This window comes from Alkalimarinus coralli, from assembly GCF_023650515.1.
GTDB classification, from domain to species: domain Bacteria; phylum Pseudomonadota; class Gammaproteobacteria; order Pseudomonadales; family Oleiphilaceae; genus Alkalimarinus; species Alkalimarinus coralli.
The window spans coordinates 4,574,719-4,597,364 of sequence record NZ_CP096016.1 but is presented as its reverse complement, the minus strand read 5'-3'; the positions used below and the strand labels follow the sequence as shown (position 1 = coordinate 4,597,364).

General features: G+C 46.9%; 22 protein-coding genes. 4 read left to right on the top strand and 18 right to left on the bottom strand.

Annotated elements, in window-relative coordinates; translation table 11 throughout:
- Window positions 1-124 precede the first annotated feature (124 nt).
- The 18 genes from MY523_RS20805 to MY523_RS20720 form a co-directional block, all read right to left on the bottom strand.
- Window positions 125-4,957, bottom strand: coding sequence for a LamG-like jellyroll fold domain-containing protein (locus MY523_RS20805; protein ID WP_250656586.1), 4,833 nt, complete (start codon window positions 4,955-4,957; stop codon window positions 125-127).
- 3 nt (window positions 4,958-4,960) lie between these two features.
- Window positions 4,961-5,386, bottom strand: coding sequence for a hypothetical protein (locus MY523_RS20800; protein WP_250656585.1), 426 nt, complete (start codon window positions 5,384-5,386; stop codon window positions 4,961-4,963).
- Window positions 5,376-6,170, bottom strand: a complete 795-nt coding sequence (locus MY523_RS20795) for a type II secretion system protein (RefSeq protein ID WP_250656584.1) — start codon at window positions 6,168-6,170, stop codon at window positions 5,376-5,378. Before MY523_RS20795 ends, MY523_RS20800 begins: the two co-directional genes overlap by 11 nt.
- On the bottom strand, window positions 6,170-6,676 hold the full coding sequence (locus tag MY523_RS20790) for a type II secretion system protein (RefSeq protein WP_250656583.1): 507 nt from the start codon (window positions 6,674-6,676) through the stop codon (window positions 6,170-6,172). The genes MY523_RS20795 and MY523_RS20790 overlap by 1 nt, the downstream gene beginning before the upstream one ends.
- On the bottom strand, window positions 6,673-7,149 hold the full coding sequence (locus tag MY523_RS20785; protein ID WP_256470509.1) for a prepilin-type N-terminal cleavage/methylation domain-containing protein: 477 nt from the start codon (window positions 7,147-7,149) through the stop codon (window positions 6,673-6,675). Before MY523_RS20785 ends, MY523_RS20790 begins: the two co-directional genes overlap by 4 nt.
- Window positions 7,150-7,200: 51 nt before the next feature.
- Window positions 7,201-7,707 (bottom strand): pilus assembly FimT family protein, encoded by a 507-nt coding sequence (locus tag MY523_RS21870; protein WP_275975277.1) that lies wholly within the window; start codon window positions 7,705-7,707, stop codon window positions 7,201-7,203.
- A 196-nt stretch (window positions 7,708-7,903) separates the two neighbouring features.
- Window positions 7,904-8,404 carry a prepilin-type N-terminal cleavage/methylation domain-containing protein gene (locus tag MY523_RS21865; protein WP_275975276.1) on the bottom strand — a complete coding sequence of 167 codons (501 nt, stop codon included), beginning with the start codon at window positions 8,402-8,404 and terminating at the stop codon, window positions 7,904-7,906.
- Window positions 8,405-8,490: 86 nt separating this feature from the next.
- Window positions 8,491-9,033, bottom strand: a complete 543-nt coding sequence (locus MY523_RS20770; protein ID WP_250656581.1) for a hypothetical protein — start codon at window positions 9,031-9,033, stop codon at window positions 8,491-8,493.
- Window positions 9,034-9,042: 9 nt separating this feature from the next.
- Complete coding sequence (locus tag MY523_RS20765) at window positions 9,043-10,272, bottom strand: type II secretion system F family protein (protein WP_250656580.1); 1,230 nt, start codon at window positions 10,270-10,272, stop codon at window positions 9,043-9,045.
- 130 nt (window positions 10,273-10,402) lie between these two features.
- Complete coding sequence (locus MY523_RS20760) at window positions 10,403-12,151, bottom strand: GspE/PulE family protein (protein WP_250656579.1); 1,749 nt, start codon at window positions 12,149-12,151, stop codon at window positions 10,403-10,405.
- A 71-nt stretch (window positions 12,152-12,222) separates the two neighbouring features.
- Complete coding sequence (locus tag MY523_RS20755; RefSeq protein ID WP_250656578.1) at window positions 12,223-13,545, bottom strand: tetratricopeptide repeat protein; 1,323 nt, start codon at window positions 13,543-13,545, stop codon at window positions 12,223-12,225.
- Window positions 13,545-14,393: an ExeA family protein gene (locus tag MY523_RS20750; protein ID WP_250656577.1), complete on the bottom strand. Its 849-nt coding sequence runs from the start codon at window positions 14,391-14,393 to the stop codon at window positions 13,545-13,547. The genes MY523_RS20755 and MY523_RS20750 overlap by 1 nt, the downstream gene beginning before the upstream one ends.
- 28 nt (window positions 14,394-14,421) lie before the next feature.
- Complete coding sequence (gene mshL / locus MY523_RS20745; protein WP_250656576.1) at window positions 14,422-16,155, bottom strand: pilus (MSHA type) biogenesis protein MshL; 1,734 nt, start codon at window positions 16,153-16,155, stop codon at window positions 14,422-14,424.
- Between the two features lie 12 nt (window positions 16,156-16,167).
- On the bottom strand, window positions 16,168-16,533 hold the full coding sequence (locus MY523_RS20740) for a hypothetical protein (RefSeq protein ID WP_250656575.1): 366 nt from the start codon (window positions 16,531-16,533) through the stop codon (window positions 16,168-16,170).
- Entirely contained in the window at window positions 16,526-17,179 is a 654-nt protein-coding gene (locus MY523_RS20735; RefSeq protein ID WP_250656574.1) for a hypothetical protein, read from the bottom strand. Before MY523_RS20735 ends, MY523_RS20740 begins: the two co-directional genes overlap by 8 nt.
- Window positions 17,172-17,786, bottom strand: coding sequence for a PilN domain-containing protein (locus MY523_RS20730; protein ID WP_250656573.1), 615 nt, complete (start codon window positions 17,784-17,786; stop codon window positions 17,172-17,174). The genes MY523_RS20735 and MY523_RS20730 overlap by 8 nt, the downstream gene beginning before the upstream one ends.
- Complete coding sequence (locus tag MY523_RS20725) at window positions 17,786-18,766, bottom strand: type IV pilus biogenesis protein PilM (RefSeq protein WP_250656572.1); 981 nt, start codon at window positions 18,764-18,766, stop codon at window positions 17,786-17,788. The genes MY523_RS20730 and MY523_RS20725 overlap by 1 nt, the downstream gene beginning before the upstream one ends.
- Window positions 18,767-19,031: 265 nt before the next feature.
- On the bottom strand, window positions 19,032-19,547 hold the full coding sequence (locus tag MY523_RS20720; RefSeq protein ID WP_250656571.1) for a MarR family winged helix-turn-helix transcriptional regulator: 516 nt from the start codon (window positions 19,545-19,547) through the stop codon (window positions 19,032-19,034).
- 249 nt (window positions 19,548-19,796) lie between these two features.
- On the opposite strand from MY523_RS20720, the gene ectA reads away from it, so the two are divergent.
- From ectA to MY523_RS20700, 4 genes are read left to right on the top strand one after another with little or no spacing between them, the layout of a single operon-like run.
- Window positions 19,797-20,285 carry a diaminobutyrate acetyltransferase gene (gene ectA, locus MY523_RS20715; RefSeq protein WP_250656570.1) on the top strand — a complete coding sequence of 163 codons (489 nt, stop codon included), beginning with the start codon at window positions 19,797-19,799 and terminating at the stop codon, window positions 20,283-20,285.
- Window positions 20,286-20,344: 59 nt separating this feature from the next.
- Window positions 20,345-21,652, top strand: a complete 1,308-nt coding sequence (gene ectB, locus MY523_RS20710) for a diaminobutyrate--2-oxoglutarate transaminase (RefSeq protein ID WP_250656569.1) — start codon at window positions 20,345-20,347, stop codon at window positions 21,650-21,652.
- 41 nt (window positions 21,653-21,693) lie between these two features.
- Window positions 21,694-22,146, top strand: coding sequence for a hypothetical protein (locus tag MY523_RS20705; protein ID WP_250656568.1), 453 nt, complete (start codon window positions 21,694-21,696; stop codon window positions 22,144-22,146).
- 41 nt (window positions 22,147-22,187) lie between these two features.
- Window positions 22,188-22,574 (top strand): ectoine synthase, encoded by a 387-nt coding sequence (locus MY523_RS20700; RefSeq protein WP_250656567.1) that lies wholly within the window; start codon window positions 22,188-22,190, stop codon window positions 22,572-22,574.
- Window positions 22,575-22,646: the final 72 nt, after the last annotated feature.

Genomic DNA, 22,646 nt, shown 5'->3' with positions numbered 1-22,646 from the left:
GCCGTAGCCTTGATGAAATGAGGAACGACTGGAATCAGGGTTTATTTCCCTAAACCTCGACATAGGCAGTGTGCCAATGCCTTTCCTTGATTCCGCTTCGCTGCATCAGGGCTACAACGTCTTTCTAATTATTCACTTCTCGCCAGTAGATAATTCGATCATGACCTCGATAACGGCCAAATGTAGCGGTTACAGGAGGGTGGTCTTCAACAGCGCCATCACCATCCCAGTCATGCCTGAGCCAGGACTGTGAAGACAAGTCCAGACTAATTTCCACTGTTCCATCATTGCCTGCTCCTGGCGCAGTAAAGCTGAAACTTCCCTCCCCTGTTGACGGCCCACCATCTAGATTTTGATCATATGAAAAGTCCGTACTTCCACTTTTAACTGTAATATCCTTGATCTCTCCGGGACTGGAGTTTCCACTTGGGCCTGATGAAATGTCGGCTGTTAAGATAGCGCTGCACTTGTCATCTGTATTCAGCGCATACCCTGTAGACGTTAAATATTGCAAATAGCCAGGCATGCTTAAACTCATGTTTTCAGGCCCAAACACGTTCTCCATGACCCACCGCCCATACCGGATATCAGCCCCGACAGGTTTAAAAATTGGTAGTGACGAAGCTTTCACCCCTTCTTTATCTTCAATTTTAGTGGTTGTAATGCTCAGGTCAGATATAAAAGGGGCAATTGTAGCGTTGCTATTCTGGGTGTATGTATATTTATCATTCGAGTCAAACCTATAGCTCATTACACCTGCATTTGCGGTAACTGAAAGCGAACCAGTGACAGGAACCGTAGAAACGGCCATTAACGTCACACCATCAGCGCCGTTCGTAAGGTTGTCGGAAAGAGGAAAACCTCGCTCGACATCTGTGGCTATGAGCTTCATAAAATCACTATGGGTATAATTCTCTGTCACCGCACCGTCAACGCTTTTTGCCGTTAGTAACATACTAGGTGCATCGCTGTAGCCGAAGGGTTGGCCTACATAGGAGTATGAGTCACAACTTTTAGAGAAGCTTCCATTATTGATGGCAGAGACATCAAACCTGTCTGGGTAAAACCGCCCGATATTAGTCGAAACAAAAAGCGATATTACATCTTTTCCAAAATAATCCTCAGGTTCGGACGTTATTTTGAAGACACCCACTTCACTTATTTTCTTGTTGCTCTCGGTTACGACGCCTTTATCATTTTTTGCAAACGTCAATGTATTGTTAGTTAACGTACCGTTACTCCCGGACAATGGCGCAGAAACAGCATGAGTCAGGCTAACGGTTCCAATATAACTCTTAGCGACATCAGTGCCGTTATCGCAAACTGCTTTACCTGTAACGGCAAACTCTTCGTCTGCCTTGGCGAATAGTGGGCAGTCTTTTAAAGTACCAGAGCAAGACGATGTTGTACTTACTTGCACCTCTTTTGGGTACACGACAAATGAGCCAGTCGAACCTTTTAACCCTGGGTCTGAGGGGTCAGATATTTCAGGCACCGAGCCATCATAGGGTGCTTCATCATGTACGAAGCTAACATCTATCACTTCACCTACATCCATATAGCCCACCGACAGGGTCGCAACTCCCGCATTAAAGTCTGCCGTCACATTGTGAGTCGCAGGTTTCGTTTCAGCCACTGACTGACCGTTTAATAAAATACGCTCTGGCAATCCTGTATTTTTTATACCAGGTGTTGCTGGGTCAATATTCACATCAGCCCATGCCTTTAAGGTTTTAGTTCCGTTAAACCCGGTCAATGTATTGCAGGCAGCACCGCCCGCAGTATCCTGGCCGGTTGCGGTTACCGTCAATGATTGAGTCGCGCCGCATGCAAAATCAAAGTCTGAAGCCCGGTCAACTTCAAAGCCGGAAGTTCTAAAGTCCGTTCCATCTATAGCAGTAGAACTAACCGCCAGGGTTGTGTCTTCTGCTGTTACTTTAAGGTCATGGTTTTCATTTTTGTGGAACAGATAAACATCAACCTCACCATTATGACTACTATCAAGAGTGACGCTATTAACAGGGGCGCCGCCAGATGTCGCCAGATAGAATTCACTTTGTGTGCTTTCATCGCTAGTGAGATTTATTACACCAGAATAATCATCTTTTGTTGTTGTCGAACCGGCACATAGTGCTTTGATATTAACTACCGCGCGAGCATTGGGGCATGCCAGACCATACTCAGGCTGGCTAACTAAAAAACTCCCCAAACTGCAACCACCAGATCCGCCTCCACAGATTGAGCCTAAATCAATCAGCGACACCGCGTCGGCGTCATAGGTGACTTGAGAGTCAAAGTCCAGAGTAATATCATCCGCAGTGGCAGCACCATATAGATAAGATTCAGACCTTAACGTCATATCACCTTGAGCGTATACGATAGCCGAAGTCGTAGAAGTTGAATTAAGGGTAACGTTCCCATAGCCAAATATGAATAACTTTTCAGGTGATCCTTCATTGGTCAGTGACGGTGAGTTAATTAAGGTCGCCGACCCAACTGATAATGTATTGTTTACAAATAGTCTGGCTGTACCTGTTCCCACAACAGTTATCGTCGCGCTGGAGCTGATAGAGAGAGAGTTCACCCAGTAGTCCCCAGGTGCAAGATTTAATACACTACCAAACATCAAGGACAGGTTGTTTATATAATATTCTGTATAGGTTGAACTTACATTTAATACACCATTACCTGAAACCGATACATTATTGTATGTATCGGTATCACCTACATCCCCAAGCACCTTAGTCTCACCCCACCCCACATTTAAACCTTGGCTTGAGGTAAATGACGGAAAGCTTCCCGGGTCTAATTCTGGTACTGCAGCTCCGCTGGCGGTACAGTCTACGGTATCGCATGTACGTACACCGAGGTTCCCCCCATTTCTGTTAACTGTCGCAGCATCCAGAACACCATCAGGGCTTGAAAATAACTGTGCTATAGAGCCAAAATCAACAGTCCCGTTGTTATGACTGCTAATACCATCAGGAAAGCTTGCTGCACAACCGCTAATTATCGGGCAATCACGGGTTTCATTAAACAGGTCTGTGACATCGGCATCATCAAGCACCCTGCCAAAAACTTTCACTTCATCCAGAACCCCTTCAAAATACTCAGGCGTTCCACCGGTGTCTTCTATTCGGCCAAGACTGGAAAATGAGTTGCCGATAATACCTGTTGTCAGCGTACCACTTTTGTTTAGATTTCCGTCGATGTATATTTTATACGCGCCTGAGGTTGCATCCCTCGTAAGTACAATATGGTGATAGACATCATCATTAATTGCTATGGTTGACTTGGTTGTAAAATCATTGGCGACTGACAACCCTATGCGGCCAGATGCATCTAGCCACCCCCAGAATATATCATCTGAGCCTCCAGACTGTTCAATGCCTGCAATGCCTGGCGCCCTCCACCCCGTGTTATCACCGGTCTGTGTGGTTTTTATCCAGAAGCTCATGGAAGATGTACCCTTAAGTGAGTCGTATATGTCATTTGACTCAATATAATCATCCACACCATCAAAATCACCAGCACGGCATAAGTGCCCTGAGTCAACCGTCGTGAGCCCGCCTCTAGCCGAGGCATGATCGTTATTTCCTGAGCTATCGACCACCTCATCTGCAACCCCGCTCCAGCTCGCTTCATCCATTCGGAATTCGAGGTCTGATGCCACAGTCAGGGAACAGGATCGAGCAGAGCCATCCCAGTTGCTGCCTGATTCAATATTGTTTTTGATTGTGGTTAGCTGCGCACTATTTAGCCTACTGTCAAACACAATCATCTCATCCAGAAGCCCTTCCAAAGCCTGTGTCGCATCGTAACCTCCAGCTAAGTCATCTTGCTCTTGCCCCAGGATCAGTCCATTCACTGCAACATCAAGAGGACTGTTATCATTGCCGTCAGTATGGGTCACACAGCCTTCAAGCACGCCATCAACAAACAAACAGCTTTGCGCGGTCGACGCATTTCTTGTCCAAGCGACCTGATGCCAGCTGCCGTTGTTAAGGGCCGAAGTGGCAGGCAGCTTAGTATTGCTGTTAAAGTTCGACGAGGTGATAGCCGGCCAAAACTCATTGCCGTTATCAAATAGAAATACTGCCTCGTTGGCTTCCAGATCACTATTGCCATTGGCTGCTGACAGCATGGCAAACGTGCTTGATTGAGTCGTTTGCACCCAAGCAACAATCGTAAAATCAGACAGGCCATCCAGTGCGTTGCCATTGACCGATATAAAGTCGCTAATTCCCGTAGCACTCATGTCTGCTGCATTACATAACAAACCTGTAGTAGGGGTTACATTGTTTGAAAGGCCATGATAGTTATTTCCACTGCTATCTCGGACTTCATCGGCAGCCCCAGAAAGCGCCTCTTCATCAAACCGCCATTCTGCACGGGCGCTTGTGGGCAGGGTCGCACTCGAAATGGTATCAACAACCACATCATCTACGTGCCAATAGTCGAAAGGTGAACCGTCTCCATCAGCAACTCTTAGCCGAAGGCGAAAACCGGCATGCACCGAGTCACTCCCTAACGTATATTGCCGATCAAATATTTCACCTTGGGTGCCACTTCCAGAAAAGGTCTCTAACGTAATCCAATTATTTGAGGCATCCCGGTATTGAATACTTAGATCTTCACCAGAGTCAGGATCTTCACTAAAACTATCGCTGCCTCTTCTTATCCAGGCACTGACTTCAACCCCAACACTACCTGATGTATCAATTACAGCGCTATCCAACGCAACAGCTCTTTCTCCCAGCCTGAGTGATCTACTCGGTGAATTAGCTGTTTGGGTATTAATCACTGCACTGCCAGCCCCTGAAGAGATAGACCAGTTTCCCAGGCCACTTTCAAAGTCATCATTGAATACAACAACGCTATTCGCTGTAGAGGCACATAGAAACAGCACTAGCGCTATAGCAATACGGACATAGCTAACACAAAGACTCGGACTCATGCTTTACTGCCTCGCCCTTACCACAATAACCCGCTCAGCCCTATCGATTCCACTACCACATGCGCCGGTGCTTCTTAGCGAAAAATATTTATTACTATCAACAACCACACAGCTGCGCTCTACAGTGGCCGAACAACCACTCAATCCAGCGGCTGTGGAAGGAAAGGTAACGGTTGAAGTTGACGCACTGCAATTGGCGACACTACCACCTACGGGGAATATTTTTGCCATATCAATTTGTGCCCCACTTTCCGCCGCATAAAACGCTCGCATTGAGTTGATATCCAGGCTAAAGCTCACACCTGAGCTTTCTTCGAGGTCAGTCAACGCGATGACAATCAGAGCCAGCACCGTAATCACAAAGAGTGCAACCGGAAGACCAATACCGCGCTGCTTTGCTAAAACAGGAGGTTGAACATTAAGGAACATTTCTAATCTGAACCTCCTGGTCAACACTATGTTTGGCTCCGTTTTCAAGGGCGAACTGCATGGCAACGATCGCGTTGCGAGTAAGTGTTGCTGGCGAAATAGCAAACGAAGATAAAGAGAAATTAAGTTTATCAATAATAATCTGTGGATTAGACGGTGACGGGAAGGATGGGCTAATACCATAATCACTATAACGATTCAGTCGTGATCCTTCAATACAATACATTATGGGGCTTTGGGTGAAAAAAAATCGTCGCTCAGGGGAGCTTGTCGAAAAAGAAAAGCTATTAGTCAGGGTAATGGTGTCTATTCCTGCACTGGGGGTGTCAATGTCGAGCTTGTCAATATCACTGCTGCTCAGAGAGCCTGACCCACTGCTATATATATCACTGGTACTTGTGGGGTATACCGCGATTCGTGTATCGGTCGGGGTTGATACAAAGCCCGATGCGACAGCAGTAAAGGATTTTGGTGTTGCCGGGGTTGCCCCTGGCAAAGTCAGGTAGTGAGAGCCGCTGATCACAGGGATAAACTCAATACATTTTTTAACCGTATTTGAGTCGAGCCGCAGACTATTAGGCAGTGCGTTACGTAGCTCCCGGCTGACTTTTTCTGACGCAATCCAACCAATAGTGGCCAATTGCTGGCGGTCGGCTGCGTCTGAATACCCTTGAGTTGCCTGCCCCACAAATTGCACCGAGCCCACCGCTAAAATACCTGCAATAACAATCACGATCACCAACTCAACCAAAGTGAACCCTTTGTGAGTGCGGAGGTCATTCATCAGAAGTTACTCCGATACACACTAAACGGCATTGGTGATTGACCCGGCGGGGTAACGGTTACCGTTATACGCTTCGCATTGTTTGTAGCCAACCCTACATCGTCACCGGCACAAACCACCGATACCTTTACGTTGTAGCCATCATATGCGCCAAGGGCCGCACCGGTCACAAACTGAGGTTTTTCGTTTATGCCGTTATAGTCGTCGACGTTATTATAGCTTGCTCGGCTGCCTGCTTTAGGCCCCGAGACGTTACAGCTCACAGCGCCAACAGGTGTCGCTGGAACACCGCCCAGTGGCGTGCTCACATCATACTTCTTGCTCAAAATTTCATCCAAATACAGTTGAGCTAGCTTAAGGGACTTATTTTTCCAAAGCGGGTCTGAACTTCTGCCCATTGACGTACTAAAAGCAGTGAGTACCGCCGTCATGGCGATAGAGATCAGCACAATGGAGATCACCATTTCCACCAGCGTCATACCGCGTTGCTTGTGAGCAGGTTTCATAAGCAGTTACCAGAGGCAGGGCTATAGGCATAACCTGATGCAGCCAAACAAACGGTATGGCTATTGCCTGATGTAAATACAAGTGTGTAGTTGGTATTGTTGGTTAAACTGCCCGAGCGGTTATAACTAAAGCTTTGTGAGCCGGTTAAAGTTGTTCCATTGATAGTAAGGCTGCCACCCGCAGCATCGGAAGATAACACCGTAATCGGCACGGTCTCTTTATTGACGGTAAAGACCCAGTTGCCGCTATCAAGTGCTACGGTCAACGAAGAAGGGGTCGTACTGCTTTCTAGTGCGAGCGCGATTTGCTGGGTTTGCAACGCAGCGGCGATAAATTGATCTTTCGCGAGAAAGGCTGAATAGCCACTGCGGGAAGAGAAAAGAGCCATAGCGCTAGCACTAAGAATACCGATTATAACTAGCGCCATGACCAGCTCTATGATAGTGAATCCACGATTGCTCGAAACATGCATAGTGCAATGAGTGAGCTCTAATAGCGCACCTAGAGAGCCCTTCCTGATAAATTAACCGTTACACCCAGTTACTGTAGCAACTACAGAAGATGGTGCAGTTACTGGGGCCGTATTATCTGTAGCCGCATTTGCAGCGGTATACACAACTTGACAATTCGCTCCTGAGAAACCAACCAAAGTATATGTAATTGTACTACCCCCTGAATCGGCTCCTGCCGTTGCAGAGTAGTCATTAGTCGTATCAACTGACGCCGCTACGGTGATTCCATCTGCATCAGCTGTTGGCGAACCATTAACCATTGTTATGTCCTGTCCCTCAAGAGTAATAGTAGTACCTAATGCGCCTCCTCTTGCTATTTGCTCAGAACGGGCAATCGCCGAAGCCGACTTAAGAGCTCCTGCCAAGCCTTGTATAGACGCTTTTCGTGCATCCCCAGCAAAATCAGCAAATCGTGGCAGTGCAAACGCTGACAAAATACCCAAAATAACAATAACCATAACCAGTTCGATTAAAGTAAAGCCTGACTGTTTCTTGTTCATGTTGATCATATTTCTCATGTACAACTCCTGCTAATAAATTTTGATCTGTCTTTTATAAAATGTTTATCGAACTCTGTCGATAAGGGATTTCCAGTAGCTAGAGGGTCTTTATCGCTCTAAAAACCCGCTAACCCGAAACTTTTTAACAAGTGCCTTTCATCACGGCTACGAATTAAATAACCACTCCCGCGAAAATTGGAATGACATTGGGTCATTAATTAATTTTGGTAAACACCTCCCCTTGGTTGGGGTCATACTGCACATAGTTGCCAAAACTATCTCGCTGATAAGTGTATCGGCAGTCTCCGCCATTTACTGAGGCTGAATAATCACTTCCACCTCCTGTACTAACACTCGGCGCACTGGTTTGTAGTAGTTTGATCCACAAATCACGGCATTCTGTGCTACTCATTCCATCAGGGTTTGTGTTGCCATTGACCCCTGTTGGCCAGCCTTCAATGCTGGTATCAATAGTTTCATCGCCATAACCAGGCAGGTTCTGAACAGCCCCTCCTTCACCTCTTGCCAGCCACTGTGACCGAACCAGTGCAACGGCGGCAGCCATTGCTCCGCCACTGCCCTCTACACTACTGCGGTGGGCTTCATCGGCCATATCGGCAAAACGCGGCAGGGCAAACGCTGCCAGAATCGCCAGAATTGCGATCACGACCACTAGCTCGATCAAGGTAAAGCCGCGCGGCTGTTTAAAATTCATTTACTCACCATTTATCTTTGTTACTGTGCCTCTTAAAAAAGCACCGTTCTTCTTTAAAACGTCTGCTATGCACTACCATAGCCTTTTTATAGAGGTCGCCACTGGTAACCCTGCAAAGGCTTTAATTTTAGACCGATTAGCCGTTCTGTCGGTTCATCAAACTGCTGGTTGCGATTATGGTCCAAATAGTCAAGCACAACTCGAAAGCGCATGAACTCGGTCTCATCCGTGTCGGTTAATTCAACCATATCCTTATTGATTACCCGGTAGATAATGGCCTTCTCCCGCTTCGAGAAGAACCAGTGGCCGGGTGCCACGTGAGCATAATCACCCTCTTCTACGCCACTATAGTTTACGGGAGTCTCGTCCATCCACTCCATAGGGTTATGATTTACAAATTTTTTAATTTCCTGCTTGTTGTTTTGGGCAACCTTTTCAGCGGTTTTAAATATCAGCATGGCATTTAAGTCGGTTAACACCGTCGTGAACATTGCCTTTTCTGCTCTGGCCATTTCACGATCAATTGCTTGGGCTAACAAGACCAGTAGAACCGTAATAATACAAGCCGATAACCCAAAGAGTAGCCGCTTTTCTCGTTTATACCAGTGAAATAACGCACTGTTTTTCATGAGTATTGTTTATTTTCCTAATGCGGCTTTGCCAAGATCCCAAATCGGTAAAAACACGCCCAATGCGAGAATCAGTACTAATATACCCATGGCAAAAATCAAAATCGGTTCTATCGACTCTGCTAATTTAGACAATCCGTAATCAACTTCTTCGTCATAGAAATTAGCCACGTCAATTAACAGCGCATCGATCTGACCGGTCTCTTCTCCTACCGCCATCATCTGAAGCACCAGAGGCGTAAACATACCTGATGCATTCGCGGTTCGCAGCAGGCTGTCTCCCCGTTCAATACCAGATTTCATATTCAGTATGTGGTGCCCGATATACTTGTTGTTTGCCGACTCTGCGGCGACAGCCAGCGCATGAGTAATGGGCATGCCGGCGGCCAGCATCATCGAAAAGTTACGAGAGAAACGAGAGAGGGTAATTAACTCAAACAAGTTCCCTACAATAGGAAAACGCAGTTTGATTCGATCCCACTTGTAGTGCCCTGACTCTGTTTTTGTCCAGCGCCTGAACAATACAACTGCAGCGATAGACACGCCTAGCATCAACCACCAGTAGTCTAAAAAGAAATTTGATGTTGCAATCAATATTTTAGTGAAAATTGGCAAATCAGCGCCCAGCTTTGCAAACACTGAAGCAAACTTGGGGATAACAAAGAAGTTAATAATCATTAACGCTGAAAGCAGTGCCACCACAACAAAGATAGGATAACGGGTCGCCTGCTTTATGCGCCGGCGAGTCTCTCGTTCAAGCTCCAAACTGACGCTGAGCTGTTTAAAGGCATCTTCAAGCTGTCCGGTGTTTTCACCCACGTGAACCATACTGATAAACATGTCATTGAACACATCAGGGTGCGCCTGCATTGATGTCGCCAGATTGACACCAGACTCAAGGCGATCAGTCACGTCGTGTAATGTATCGTGCAATAACTCAGAGCTGGTCGAGTCGGCCAAACCTCTCATCGCCCTTATTATCGGTATTCCCGCACGAGTTAGCGCATTCATCTGTCGACAGTAAATAATCAACTCTTCCAGCGACACTTTGCGTTTGAAGAGCTTTATTTTTTTTAGTCCTTCGAATACATCTTTCTTCTCAATATGCTCTGATATGGAAACAGGCGTCAGCCCACGGCGCTGCAACTCGGAAGCAGCCGCATCACGATTGGCCGCCTCTAACTGGCCACTCATAACTGAGCCTTTGGCATCTCTGCTTTTATATTCGAACTGCGCCATAGTCAGGTTTTAACCACTTATCATGTAAAACAATTTTATAGGGTACGAGTGCACACACTTTGGTTTCCGGATAGAGCCTTTTGCTACGCTCATGCCACTTTCGGTGCGCATGACGCATCCTATATACCGCTTAAGCGAGCCCGAGGTCGCCAATATCTTTACGGTGCTCGGCATCTTCCTGCGTTGCGGATATGCGGAACACTTCATCAAGCGATGTTATGCCCTGTTTGGCATACTCAAGCGCGCACTCCTCAAGCGGCTGATAGTATCGGCTTTTTTTAGCGGCTGTGGTAAATTCTGAAGGTGAATTCCTGCGCAGCGCATCTAACATGCCTTCATCCATTTCCAGCCATTCATAAACACCGATCCGCCCTTTATAGCCGGTATTGCTGCACTGGTAGCAACCTGCCCCACGGGTAAACTCACTGGGAACGTGAGCCCCCGAGTGCACCATAGCCTGAAGCCAGATCTTTTCCTGATCAGTGGGTTGGTAAGGCTGCTTGCAGTTGTCACAGAGTTTACGAATCAACCGCTGCGCCAGCACCCCTAATAGAGAGCTCGCCACCAGATAGGGTTCGGCCCCCATATCGGTCAACCGCATCGCACTGCTGACGGAGTCGTTGGTATGCAGGGTTGATAGCACCAAGTGACCGGTCATTGCAGCCCTCAAGCCAATCTCGGCGGTCTCTTTATCCCGCATCTCCCCCACCAGAATAACATCAGGGTCTTGTCGCAAAGATGCTCTTAATACCGTTGAAAAGTCGAGCCCGACCTTTGAGTTAACCTGTACCTGAGTGATTCGTGGCAAACGGTATTCAACCGGGTCTTCTGCCGTAATAATTTTTACTTCGGGTTTATTCAGCTCACTCAGCGCACCGTAAAGTGTCGTGGTTTTACCACTTCCCGTGGGTCCGGTCACCAGCACCATACCGTGCGGCCTGCTGACGGCGATTCGAAACCGCTCCAATACCAAGTCAGGCATCCCCAGTGAGCGAAGCGAGAGCATACCATCGGTTTGATCAAGCAGTCGCATAACCACTGATTCGCCGTATTGCACTGGCATGGTGGATAAACGAACATCGACACTGCGACCTTTTACCCGAATATTAAAACGACCATCTTGTGGAATTCGTTTCTCGGAGATATTAAGCCCGGACATCAATTTAAGACGCAGCACCAGTGCCGCATTGATTCGTTTTTCTTTCATGACGTGCTCTTGCAGCACGCCATCAATACGCTGACGAATGCGCACAACACTTTCGTCCGGCTCAATATGTATATCAGACGCCCTTGCCTGCACGGCATCTTCAAAGATGGATTGCAGCAACTTTACAACCGGTGCCTCGTTGTCGTCCCCTGTTGCCGTAAGCGCCGCCAAGTCAAACGCATCATCACCAAGCTCATCTTCCAGCTCTTCTGCAAGGTGAGAGATCTCTTCAGTACGGCGATAAACCAAATCTAACGTATTGAGCAGCTCACTCTCTCTGACCACCGCCTGGCGGATTGGCTGTTTAAGTATTCGACCCAGCTCATCATAGGCAAAAATATCCATGGGGTCGGTCATGCCGACCAGCAGCTCACCTTGCTGCTCATCCAGTACGAGTGCTCTAAATCGACGTGCGTGGTTCTCCGGCAGCTTTTTGATGAGCGCGTCATCAAATTGGTAGTGCCGCAGCTGAACAAATGGGATACCTAATTGCTGGGACAAAAAGTTAAGCAGGTTGTCTTCGTCAACATAGCCCAGGTCTATCAGCGTGTTACCCAGCTTTCGACCGCTGGTTTTCTGCTCTTTCAGCGCGGTCATCAGCTGATCTTCCGAGATCACCTCATTTTGCACCAGCAGGTCGCCGATTCTTATTTTTTTCTTGGGTTCAGCCATTTCTTAAACCTTCGATTTTTCTCTTTTGTCATCCTCGCGAAGGCGGGGAACCATAATTTTCAGGCTTCGCATTAGCCGCCCAATGTCGCCAGTCGTCGCTTGGCAAAATCGGCCAACTCTATTTTTAAGCCATTCATGCTTAGCGCCTTTTGATAGGCTTTTTTTGCCGATAAATATTGCTGCCGACTATCCAACGCAATCGCCATACCCACCCACCAGTCTGCAACATCCGGGTTAAAGTTCAGTAACTCAGCATAAATTGCCGTTGCCTCAGAGCTAAAGCCTTGCTGCTGATATAGCGCCGCCAACAGTACATGGTATTCAGGGTCCGTCGCCACATCCGGGAGAGTAGAGTTGAGCAACGCAATAGCTTCATCTGGCTGCCCTTTTTGTGACAGCATATGTGCTTTTAGTCGTCGCAAGTGCGCACTTATGGCTAATTTTTCTTCGGTTAACAGCGCGCTCGCTCCCTGCATATCACCCGCTTGTAATAGCTGGGTTACTAACAGGGCTCTGCTTTGAATGTCTACATCATGATTTTTTACGAATGAATATAGTTGCGCTTTTGCTTGCTGCTGATTGCCCGATGCAATTAGCTTCGATGCTGACTCAGCAGCCGCTTCATCCTTCTGCTCAGGCGTAACAACAAGTACCTTGCTAAGCTTGGCGACTTGATCAATTGGCTCGGCAATATTCCGCTCCGGCATAACAGCCGATTCTGGTTTACTAGCCGCCACTTTTGCAGCCTTTTTTTCCTCAACTATCGTTTGCTGCTTAACGGGCTCGACTGCTTTGGCGGTTTGCTTCGCAATAACCGCTTGAGGTTTAGGCTGCTCAGGTAACTGGCTATTGCCTATTTCAGGTTCAGCAGCAGGTGTTAGCTGACTGTCATTATTCGCTTGAACTTCAATATTGCGCGCCCTGCCAGACGTCTCTGGTGCAGAGTTGACATCAGCAGCATCGAGCTGAGCGATATTGACTTTGGCCGCTTCAGCCACAGGAGCTGGAGCTGCAACAGGCTCACTCTGAACCGCACGACTGGGCAAAGAGCGACCTTCAGACGAGTCAGAAACAGCACTGGCTTCCGAAGCAACCTTGGTTGATGGTGTTCGAACCACCTTCCCGATGACCTCGCGCGCTGTCGGTTCAGCCTGGTTTTGTTCAACAATGTCCGTTCCAACCGCCACTTCTGCCGGTCGTTGCAAATACCACCAACCTGCGGCTAACAGCAATAACATGACTAAAATCGCAGCAAGCAACAAAATAACCGTTCGACTACCGTTCGCGTTTGTCTGCTGTGTTAATGCCCCGTAACCTTGAGCTTCTACCTGCTGCGTACGGTCTGGCGCTTGTCGCTTTTCCAGATCACGCAACATATCGTTCATCAAACTCATTACGAGCCTCCCAAAGACAACCAGGAAAACCGAGGCATGGTGACGCTTTCGGTATCTTGTATCGCCCTTTTGACATGCCGACGGGTCACGACTCTATCGCCCTGTCCAAACGCAGACATCAGGGCTTTGTGACACAATATATTAATCAGCCTGGGAATACCGTTGCTTGACCGATACAGCAATGACACCGCTTTTCGATCAAACAGTGTTGGGCCATTGTATCCGGCCAATGACATACGATGCCCAACGTACTGCTGCAACGCCTGCCTGTTAAGTGGTGTGATGTTATGCTGAAAAGTAATACGTTGTTGCAACTGCCTTAGACTAGGCCGCGACAATAATTCATTGAGCTCTGGCTGGCCAAACAGAACGACTTGCAGCAACTTCGCTGACTCTGTCTCAAGATTGCTTAACAGTCTCAATGCTTCAATGGTCTCTTCAGGCATCGCCTGAGCCTCATCAATCACCAGCGCGACTCGTTTGTTCTGCGATGCCAACTCGATGAGTTTTATATTGATCTGTTTTAAAACATTATGGCCACCCAGGGCGAGATCAACCTCTACATCCAGCTCTTCTGCGACGGCTAGATAGAGGCTTTCCGGGGTCAGTCCAGGGTTAGGTATGTAAGCAGTTACATACTCGTCATCCAATGAATTTAAGAGCTTTCTGCAAATAAGCGTCTTGCCCGTTCCAACCTCGCCAGAAATTTTAATAAACCCTTCGCGGTTTTTCAGCGCAACCAAAAGCAGCTCCAGAGCCTGCTGATGGGTTTCTGAATTAAGATAAAAGTGGGTATTGGGAGTCAACGAAAATGGCAACTCCCGTAGCCCGAAATAACGCTCATACATAGTTGAATATCTCTTTCCCTACGCCGATCTAAAACGAGGGAGGTATTGGGGACGCAAGCGTATCTCTAAATTCACCAAAGCGTTTACGGCTTTTGCGAAGCTGGCTTTCAAAAACCTGATCGCTTGAAATAACAGGTCTCAGCAGAATAACCAGTTCGCTTTTCTTTTGCAGAAAACGCTTTTGCTTAAACAATTCGCCAAGCAGCGGAATATCCCCGAGTATTGGTATTGAAGAGTTGTTCTCACGCGTCACATTCTGAATAAGGCCTCCAATCACCACAATCTGGCCGTTTCTGGCTTTTATGACACTGTCAGTCTCGCGAATAGTACTCAGCGCTAAGGGCAATACGACATCCCGGTCGCCAAGCGAAACAATCTTCTCCTGATCATTGACCTCACTAATCGTCGGATGCACGTGAAGAATAATATTACCTTCCTCACTAATTTGAGGCGTTACATCTAACGCAATCCCCGAAAAGAATGGCGTTAATGTCACATCTGTCGAGGTAGTATCGCTGTTACTGCTACTTCCTGTGTCTTCGTCTATATCAATATCCGTCACGAAAAACTCATCGGTACCTACTTTTATAACAGCCTTCTGGTTATTCACCGTGGAGATCCGTGGGCTAGATAGAACCTGAACACTGCCTTGAGTCCCCAATAGCTGCATAAATCCGCTGAAGTCTCCCACTTTTAGCGTTGCGGTAAAGACACCACCAAGATTTTCGTTGGTTATCAAGTCAGACACCATGTTGCCGCCGATGAGTTTTTTCGGCGAGCCATCAGCGCCAACCGAGCTACTTGTTTCTACCGCAGTCCAATCAATGCCCTGCTGATATCCTTCATTTAGCTCGACTTCAAGAATCTTTGCTTCAAGCACAACTTGTCGCTGCATAATAAGTTCAGTCTGACGCAAATAACCCTCTACCGCTTTCAGCTCTTCCGGCATTGCCCGTACCACAATGACACCGGCATTCGGCGTGGCAACAACAGTACGCCCTTCGCCATCACCGGTAATCAATAACAGCGTTTGACTCAGACGTGCCCAAAAATCGCTCTCACTGGTCGTACTAATTCGCGTACCAATCACTTTTTCTGAATTGGTATTGTCTCCGCTAGAGTTATTATTGCTGCCGTTGCTATTATCCCCGCTATTGCTACCTTCAGACACACTGCCTGAACTTACACGGGTTTCTGAGCCGCCCATACGCTTTACATTGAGGTAGTTAATCTGGAAGACCTGGGTTCTGAGCCCTCCAGGCATTACTCGATATAGATTGTTACTTTCTAAATAGTCGAAACCATACAGCTCTTTAGTCAGCGACATCACCTGAGGAACTGTTACATTGTCTAACTCTAAGCTAATACTGCCTTTTACATCAGGGTGAACAACCACATTGTATTTTGTGCCTTTAACCAGGCTTCGATAGAACTCTTTTGCATCGACGCCATTTACCGCCAAATCAAAACGCTTATTTTGCTCTCTCTTTACCGGTGCTGCCCCCACTGGCGGAAGTAGCGCATTTGCAACACTATCGGGTAGCTGCGGAGGTAGCTGTTTATCATACTGCGCGAGGTCTTGATCAAGCGTTTGGTTTAACTCGTCAACGCTATCGGTCGAGACACTTCGAGCAGATTGCAATAGCCCATTGCTCGAGCAACCTGATAAGAAGCCTGACGCCACAATAAAAAATAGAGCAGCCAACCGCTTGAGCAATTGAGCTTTAGCGATAAGACCAACCATAAAAACCTTAAACGACATAACTACTCCACCTTACCGTGTACGCTTGATTGATGCGGGCTGCTTCCAGCGCAACACTTTTGTTCCTTGCTCTGTTGATAACAGAACAGAGTTTTCTGATATTTTAACGACTTTGGCACCGCTTACCCGGTCACCCTCTATCACTGACTGACCATTTATAATGGCCTGTTTCCTGTCATCTGCATACAGCAGATAATTTAGTTTGTAGCTTCTCTTAACACGCTCGGTTTTACGAGGTGCAGACCAATCATAAGGTTGCGTAGGGTCTTTTAGTACTTCACCATCAGATAGCGTCATGGTAGCTGCAGCACTCACAGATACCCACAAAAAGGCCCCTGAGAATACCAACACAAAGCGTATTAACATGCGATTAGACACCAATCCAGTCCTCTTCAAGGCTCAACGTTCTAATTTTGACGGTCACCCTTGCTTTCGGATATTCCACTACATCATAGTTCAGCATCTGCCAGTTAAACCCCTTCAACTGCTCAAGTCGCTTAATGTAAGCCAGCACATCAAAATACTCACCATCGAGCACCAACTCCATGCTGTGGGAAAAAAGCGCGGTATCCTGATCGTTAACACTTTCGTCTATTGGGTTAAAAGGGGTTACCGGTAAATTTTTCAGACTCACGAGCTTCAGCTTTTTTTGTTCATTCAGTAAGGTTCTCAGCACATCAGCCATCTTTTCCGGTGCAATCAAACCACTTAACTGCCCTTCAATCTGATCTTTCATCTCAGCCAGCTGTCGCTGCAAGGCGTCACGCTGAGCGTGTAATTCCCGGTTGGGGTCATCAGCCAGTTGGCGACTCAGTTGCTCAATCTGCTGTTCCAGTGCCAGCTGTTGCTGGTCGATCGAGCGAATAGCATTTGATGCATGTTTATACCTGTCTTGCAAAGGGAAAAAGAAAAGCTGCCCCCAGATAAACAAGATGCCAACTGCGAGAGCAGACACAACAATGACTCGCTCTCTCACGGTCATTGACTCTACTTTTGATGACAACGCGGCCCACTGTTTATTCATTGCTCACCCCTTCGCTTAGGAGTGAAGAGGAGAGTGTAAAATGTAAAATCTCATCTTTCTCTTCATCTGTTGAAAGCTGGAATAGATTAAATGATCTCCCGAGAAGTAGCGCTTCACCCCTGAGCATTTGCAAATAATGGGGAACAGCCTCGGCTTTCAAAGCCTTACCCTTCAAACCGACGGTTGCACCGCCATTTGCAAACTGAATCTGCGTCAACCACAGCTGATCTACACGTTGCCGCGCCAGCCCTGTCAATAAGTTGGAAAATGGATAACGATTAGCAGTAACGACGGAGTCAAGCATTGTAAGCAGTTGTTTTCTCGCCACGGTTTGTTGATTCAATTTATGGTTCAACGTGACAAGCGACTCATCTTTCTGCATCCCTTTAAGCTGGGCTTCCTGTTCTGAAACCTGCTGCTGAGCAAGATCCAGACGTTGCTGCTTTGGCAGGAGCTGCTCTTCAATATCGACCACCTCTGCACGATAGAGCAGCTGTATCGCGACCAAAACAACCAGCAATACCGAAAGCCCTGCAACCATTTGCGACAAAGGCAAAATTACTTTTGTTGGCTTTAGCTCGTGTGTATATAAGTTTATCTGCTGCATTAGAGCTGACTCTCCCTTAATGCGGCACCCACGGCAGCAAAATTCTGTATGACAACCTCACTGCTAATATCTTCGTCTTCAAATAGAGGCGCAACATCGAGGTTTTTCACGCTGACTGCCACATTCTGGCCCAGCATATTGGCCAGGGGAAACGAGCCATCAGGCCCAACGAGTAATAATTCTTTGGGTGGAACCTGCCCCATCTGGCTTTCATAGTAGTCCAGTGATCGCTGTACTTCTAAGGCCAGTTGCTGAATAGTGGACTCCTGAGTTGCCGTATTTCTGAGTGCATCTAACGAGAAGTCAAAGCGGCGGGAGAAGTACATCGTGTCGCCCTTACTGACCAGAATCATTCCAAACCCTGGCCGCATAAACAACAAGGCAAGCCCGCTACCCACCGCGTCATAGCGCATGGATATATTGCGCAGCACCAGCTCGGTAATATCGATACTCTGAAGATCCAGCCCGACTTCTGCCATAAGTTTTACATTTTGTTGCAACAAGGCCTTGCGCGCACTGACAACATTGACCAGGCTGCCACGCCCTCTTGTAGCATCATCAGGGAAGTCGAAAACATCCGTAATAGCATCATCAAGTGAATAGTCTATTAAGTCCTTCACTTTCCAGCGAATAGCTTCAGATAGCTCTTCATCTGCAACAGGTGGCTTGTCTGTCTGAAATATTTGATATTGATCCGATGTAAGCACCAGATTGCATGGAAACCCTTTCAACCCATACTCATCAACCAGCCCCGCTAGCGCATCTTTCCTTTGGGCGGCTTTGCAGGCGATAAAGTCCTGAAACACGACACTGGCCGAGCCACCATCACCAGGGAGTGATTGGGCAATAGATATACCGTCAGAGCGTACCTCTACCCCCACCAAGCCTACCTTAGACTTTTTCTTAAATAACGAAATCAGAATGGTGTCTCCCCAATACGACAAGCTCTGTAATAACCATGATTCACTCTTTACAACCATAGTTAGAATAGTTCAGTAACTGTTTGTTTGCCAATCCATTGCTTATAAACAATTGTAAAAACATAAAAAAGGGAAGCTCCCTGGCTTCCCTTTTTTTAAAACGCAAATTCCATTGCGAGTAATAACCATTTCAACCCCCATCATAGCCCGATAATCAAGCACTCCAAACGAGGGATAGTGTGTGTCGTGGATAATAAGTGCGTGTCGTGGATAATACATGCAACAGGCAAACAATTCAGCCTTTTTCCAGCCGAGCTAGCCGCATTTAAGTTTTACCTGGGTACACCGCAGATGGGTCAGCCGCAGCAGCAGATCGGTCCAGCAAACCAACATCCAGCACCGGTGAAGCATCAATATGCTGCGCATCCATCATTTGTGCGACACGTTGAAGACTCGAAATAATCATCATCTTTTCCCAGTCCTGAAGGTCATTAAACTGCCGGGCAAACTGATCTTGCAGAGGGGTTGGGGCTGTTTTCATTGTTTCGTTGGCTTTATCCGTTAAATAAGCATGAACTTTTCGCTTATCTTCTTTGGAGCGCTCTCGATACACCAGCCCCCGCTTTTCCAATCGGTCAAGAATGGTCGTTACAGTTGCCTGGCTCAAACTCATATCAACAGCAAGCTCGCCAATCGTCACTTCCCCCTTATCCCTGATCGTCTGCAACAGCAGTATCTGAGGCGCGGTGAGTCCGGTAGTTTTTGCCAAATGTTTAGAGTGCAAATCTGTCGCTCTAATTACCCTTCGCAAAGCCACCAAGACCTGATCTACATGATTCAAAACAAACACCTTATTAAAGCCGATAAACGCGTGATTATAGCGTCACAACCAACTGCTGTCCCCTCATCCCTAAAACCATACCTACCTACACTGATTAGAAATAAATGTTTATTTAGTGTACTATATTTAGAGATCTAAATATTATTACAAGCTTAATTGCGAGATACCAGTCATTAAGCTGTCATATAGACAATAATATTATTTAGAACTCTAATATTATTATTTTAAGAATGGAGAGGTTTAATAAGAATGCAATCTATTACGCTCACCCCACCTAACGACACTGATGGACATTCAGTCTTTAGTCTAGTTGAGCAATGCCCTCCCTTAGATACTAACTCCTTGTACTGCAACCTATTGCAGTGCAGCCACTTTGCAAACACCTCCGTTATTGCCAAGTCAAACGGCAAAACAGTCGGATTTATTTCAGGCTACTTACTACCACGACAGAACAATACGTTATTCATATGGCAGGTAGCCGTAGACAGCTCAGCCAGAGGACAAGGCCTTGCGCAACGAATGTTGCGCCACATTATTGAACGTGATGTCTGCTCAAATATCACCCACATTGAAACCACCATCACTGAAAACAACGGTGCATCCTGGGCGCTCTTCGAAAGCATTGCAAAGCACTATAGTGCACCGCTCGTTCGCTCTGTGATGTTTGACAAAAAAGAGCATTTTTCAGGTGCACACGATAGCGAATTATTAGCAAGGATAGGCCCTCTTAGTAAGTAGCCCTGCCTCTGCCCCCCAATTTCCCAATTATTACTTTTAAACATTTAACAGGAGAGAACATGAAAATTTTTGAAGAGATAGAGTCGGAAGTTCAGAGTTATGCCCGCTCATTCCCCCGAATTTTTAACATGGCCAAAATGGAACATCTGTACGACGAAGATGGCACTCAATATCTGGACTTTTTAGCCGGCGCAGGAACGCTAAATTATGGCCATAACAACCCGCTATTTAAGCCGCTGCTGCTGGAATATATTGAAAATGATGGCATTACACACGGGCTTGACCTGCATACCAAAGCAAAAGCGGAGTTCTTGGAAACATTTAACGAAAAAATCCTTAAACCCAGAAACCTTAACTACGTGATGCAGTTTACAGGGCCAACCGGCACCAATGCCGTAGAGGCCGCTCTAAAACTGGCGCGTAACATTACCGGGCGCGAGAACATCATTTCGTTTACCAATGGATTTCACGGTGTAAGCCTGGGTGCTCTCGCTGCAACAGGCAACTCTCACCACCGTGGCGCTGCCGGTGTGAGCTTAAGTGGCGTGAGCCGAATGCCTTTTGACGGCTATCTGGGGGACGAAATAGATACCACGGCGTATCTGGATAAAGTGCTATCAGACTCCAGTAGCGGTATCGACCTGCCTGCAGCCATTATTGTAGAAACGGTTCAAGGTGAAGGCGGAATCAACGCTGCCAGCTTTGAATGGCTGCGCAACCTGGAGCAGGTGTGTAGAAAGCACGACATTCTTCTGATTGTGGATGATATCCAGGCAGGCTGCGGCCGCACAGGTACCTTCTTTAGCTTTGAAGAAGCAGGCATTAAACCTGACATGGTCACGCTCTCTAAATCGCTTGGAGGTTACGGCCTTCCATTTGCGGTTGTTCTATTCAGCCCTGAGCTTGACCAGTGGAAACCAGGCGAGCACAACGGCACATTCAGAGGAAACAACTTTGCTTTTGTAACCGCCAAAGCCGCCATTGATCACTACTGGTCGGATGACAAATTTTCTAACGAGATCAAGCTTAAAGGCGAATATATCACCCAACGACTGAACGAAATTGTAGAGAAATACGGCGAAGGTAACTTTACCACTTGCGGCCGAGGCATGTTTCAGGGAATCAACTGTGTAAATGGCGAACTGGCAGGAAAGATAACCAAAACAGCCTTTAAGAATGGGCTGATTATCGAAACCAGTGGCGCAGACGATCACATCGTTAAACTGCTGTGTCCATTAGTCATTAGCCTTGAAAACCTTAAGGCCGGAATCGACATCATCGAGCAAGCCATTAAAACTGTTTGCGACAACGAGCAAAAAATCCCTGAAGACAGTGATTATTTTGACGATGTCAAAATGGCAAGCTAGGCCATATCTATATTTATTCACTGCAAACCAGAGGGCGTTAAATGAATTTCGTACAGACCAACAACGCAGTTCAATGTGTTAGAACTCGCTATGTTGACGGCCGTGAAATATCGGAGGTTGTCGTTAGTTTTGATGACCAGCTCTGCACGATAGCGCCCCACGTTTCAGCACACTTATCAAGCGAAGAGATCAAACAGCTGGAAGCATGGCTGGCAGAGCGAGCCAGGCTGCAAAACAAGCTTAAAGAAAAACCGCTGGGCACCACCGTTTTAGAAGCACTACCAAGCCTTCTACAAGAAGCCACAGATGCGGTTCGTCATTTGGATTCACTGGATGTAACGCTCCATAACCAAATAACGCAAAGCCTAAATCTCTTTAGTGAGGCTCTCGACAGCGCTCTTCACACCAGCCGTCATGAGCAGTCAGAATTTGACTCTCTACAGCATGAAGAAGTTCTAAAAGAACAGCTGAACAGTATAAAGAGCAAAGTTTAGCCCCGTGCGCACCAGCAACTAATTTTGGAGAAAATAGCTACATGATTATCAGACAGTTAAGCGAAGCGAATAATTCAGAGCGACGAGTCGTTTCACCGGACGGAAACTGGGAAAGCACCCGCCTGCTATTGAAAGACGACAATATGGGCTTCTCGTTTCATATCACAACGATTTACAAGGGTGCCGATTTCAGAATGCACTATAAAAACCATCTTGAGTCAGTCTACTGCCTGTCAGGGGAAGGCGAAATAGAAAATCTGGAAGATGGAAAAGTTCACCCAATCAAAGAAGGTACGCTATACATCCTTGATAAGCATGACCAGCATATCTTGCGCGCCAAGCAAGAGATGAAAATGGCCTGTGTATTTAATCCGCCGCTAAATGGCAATGAGGTTCATAACAAGGAAGGAGCCTACGAGCTAGCCTAGCAATACGGCTGCATAGCTTATGCGCACAAGTCACGCTTTATGCGATACCTAACCATTCTAGAAGAGGAAAAA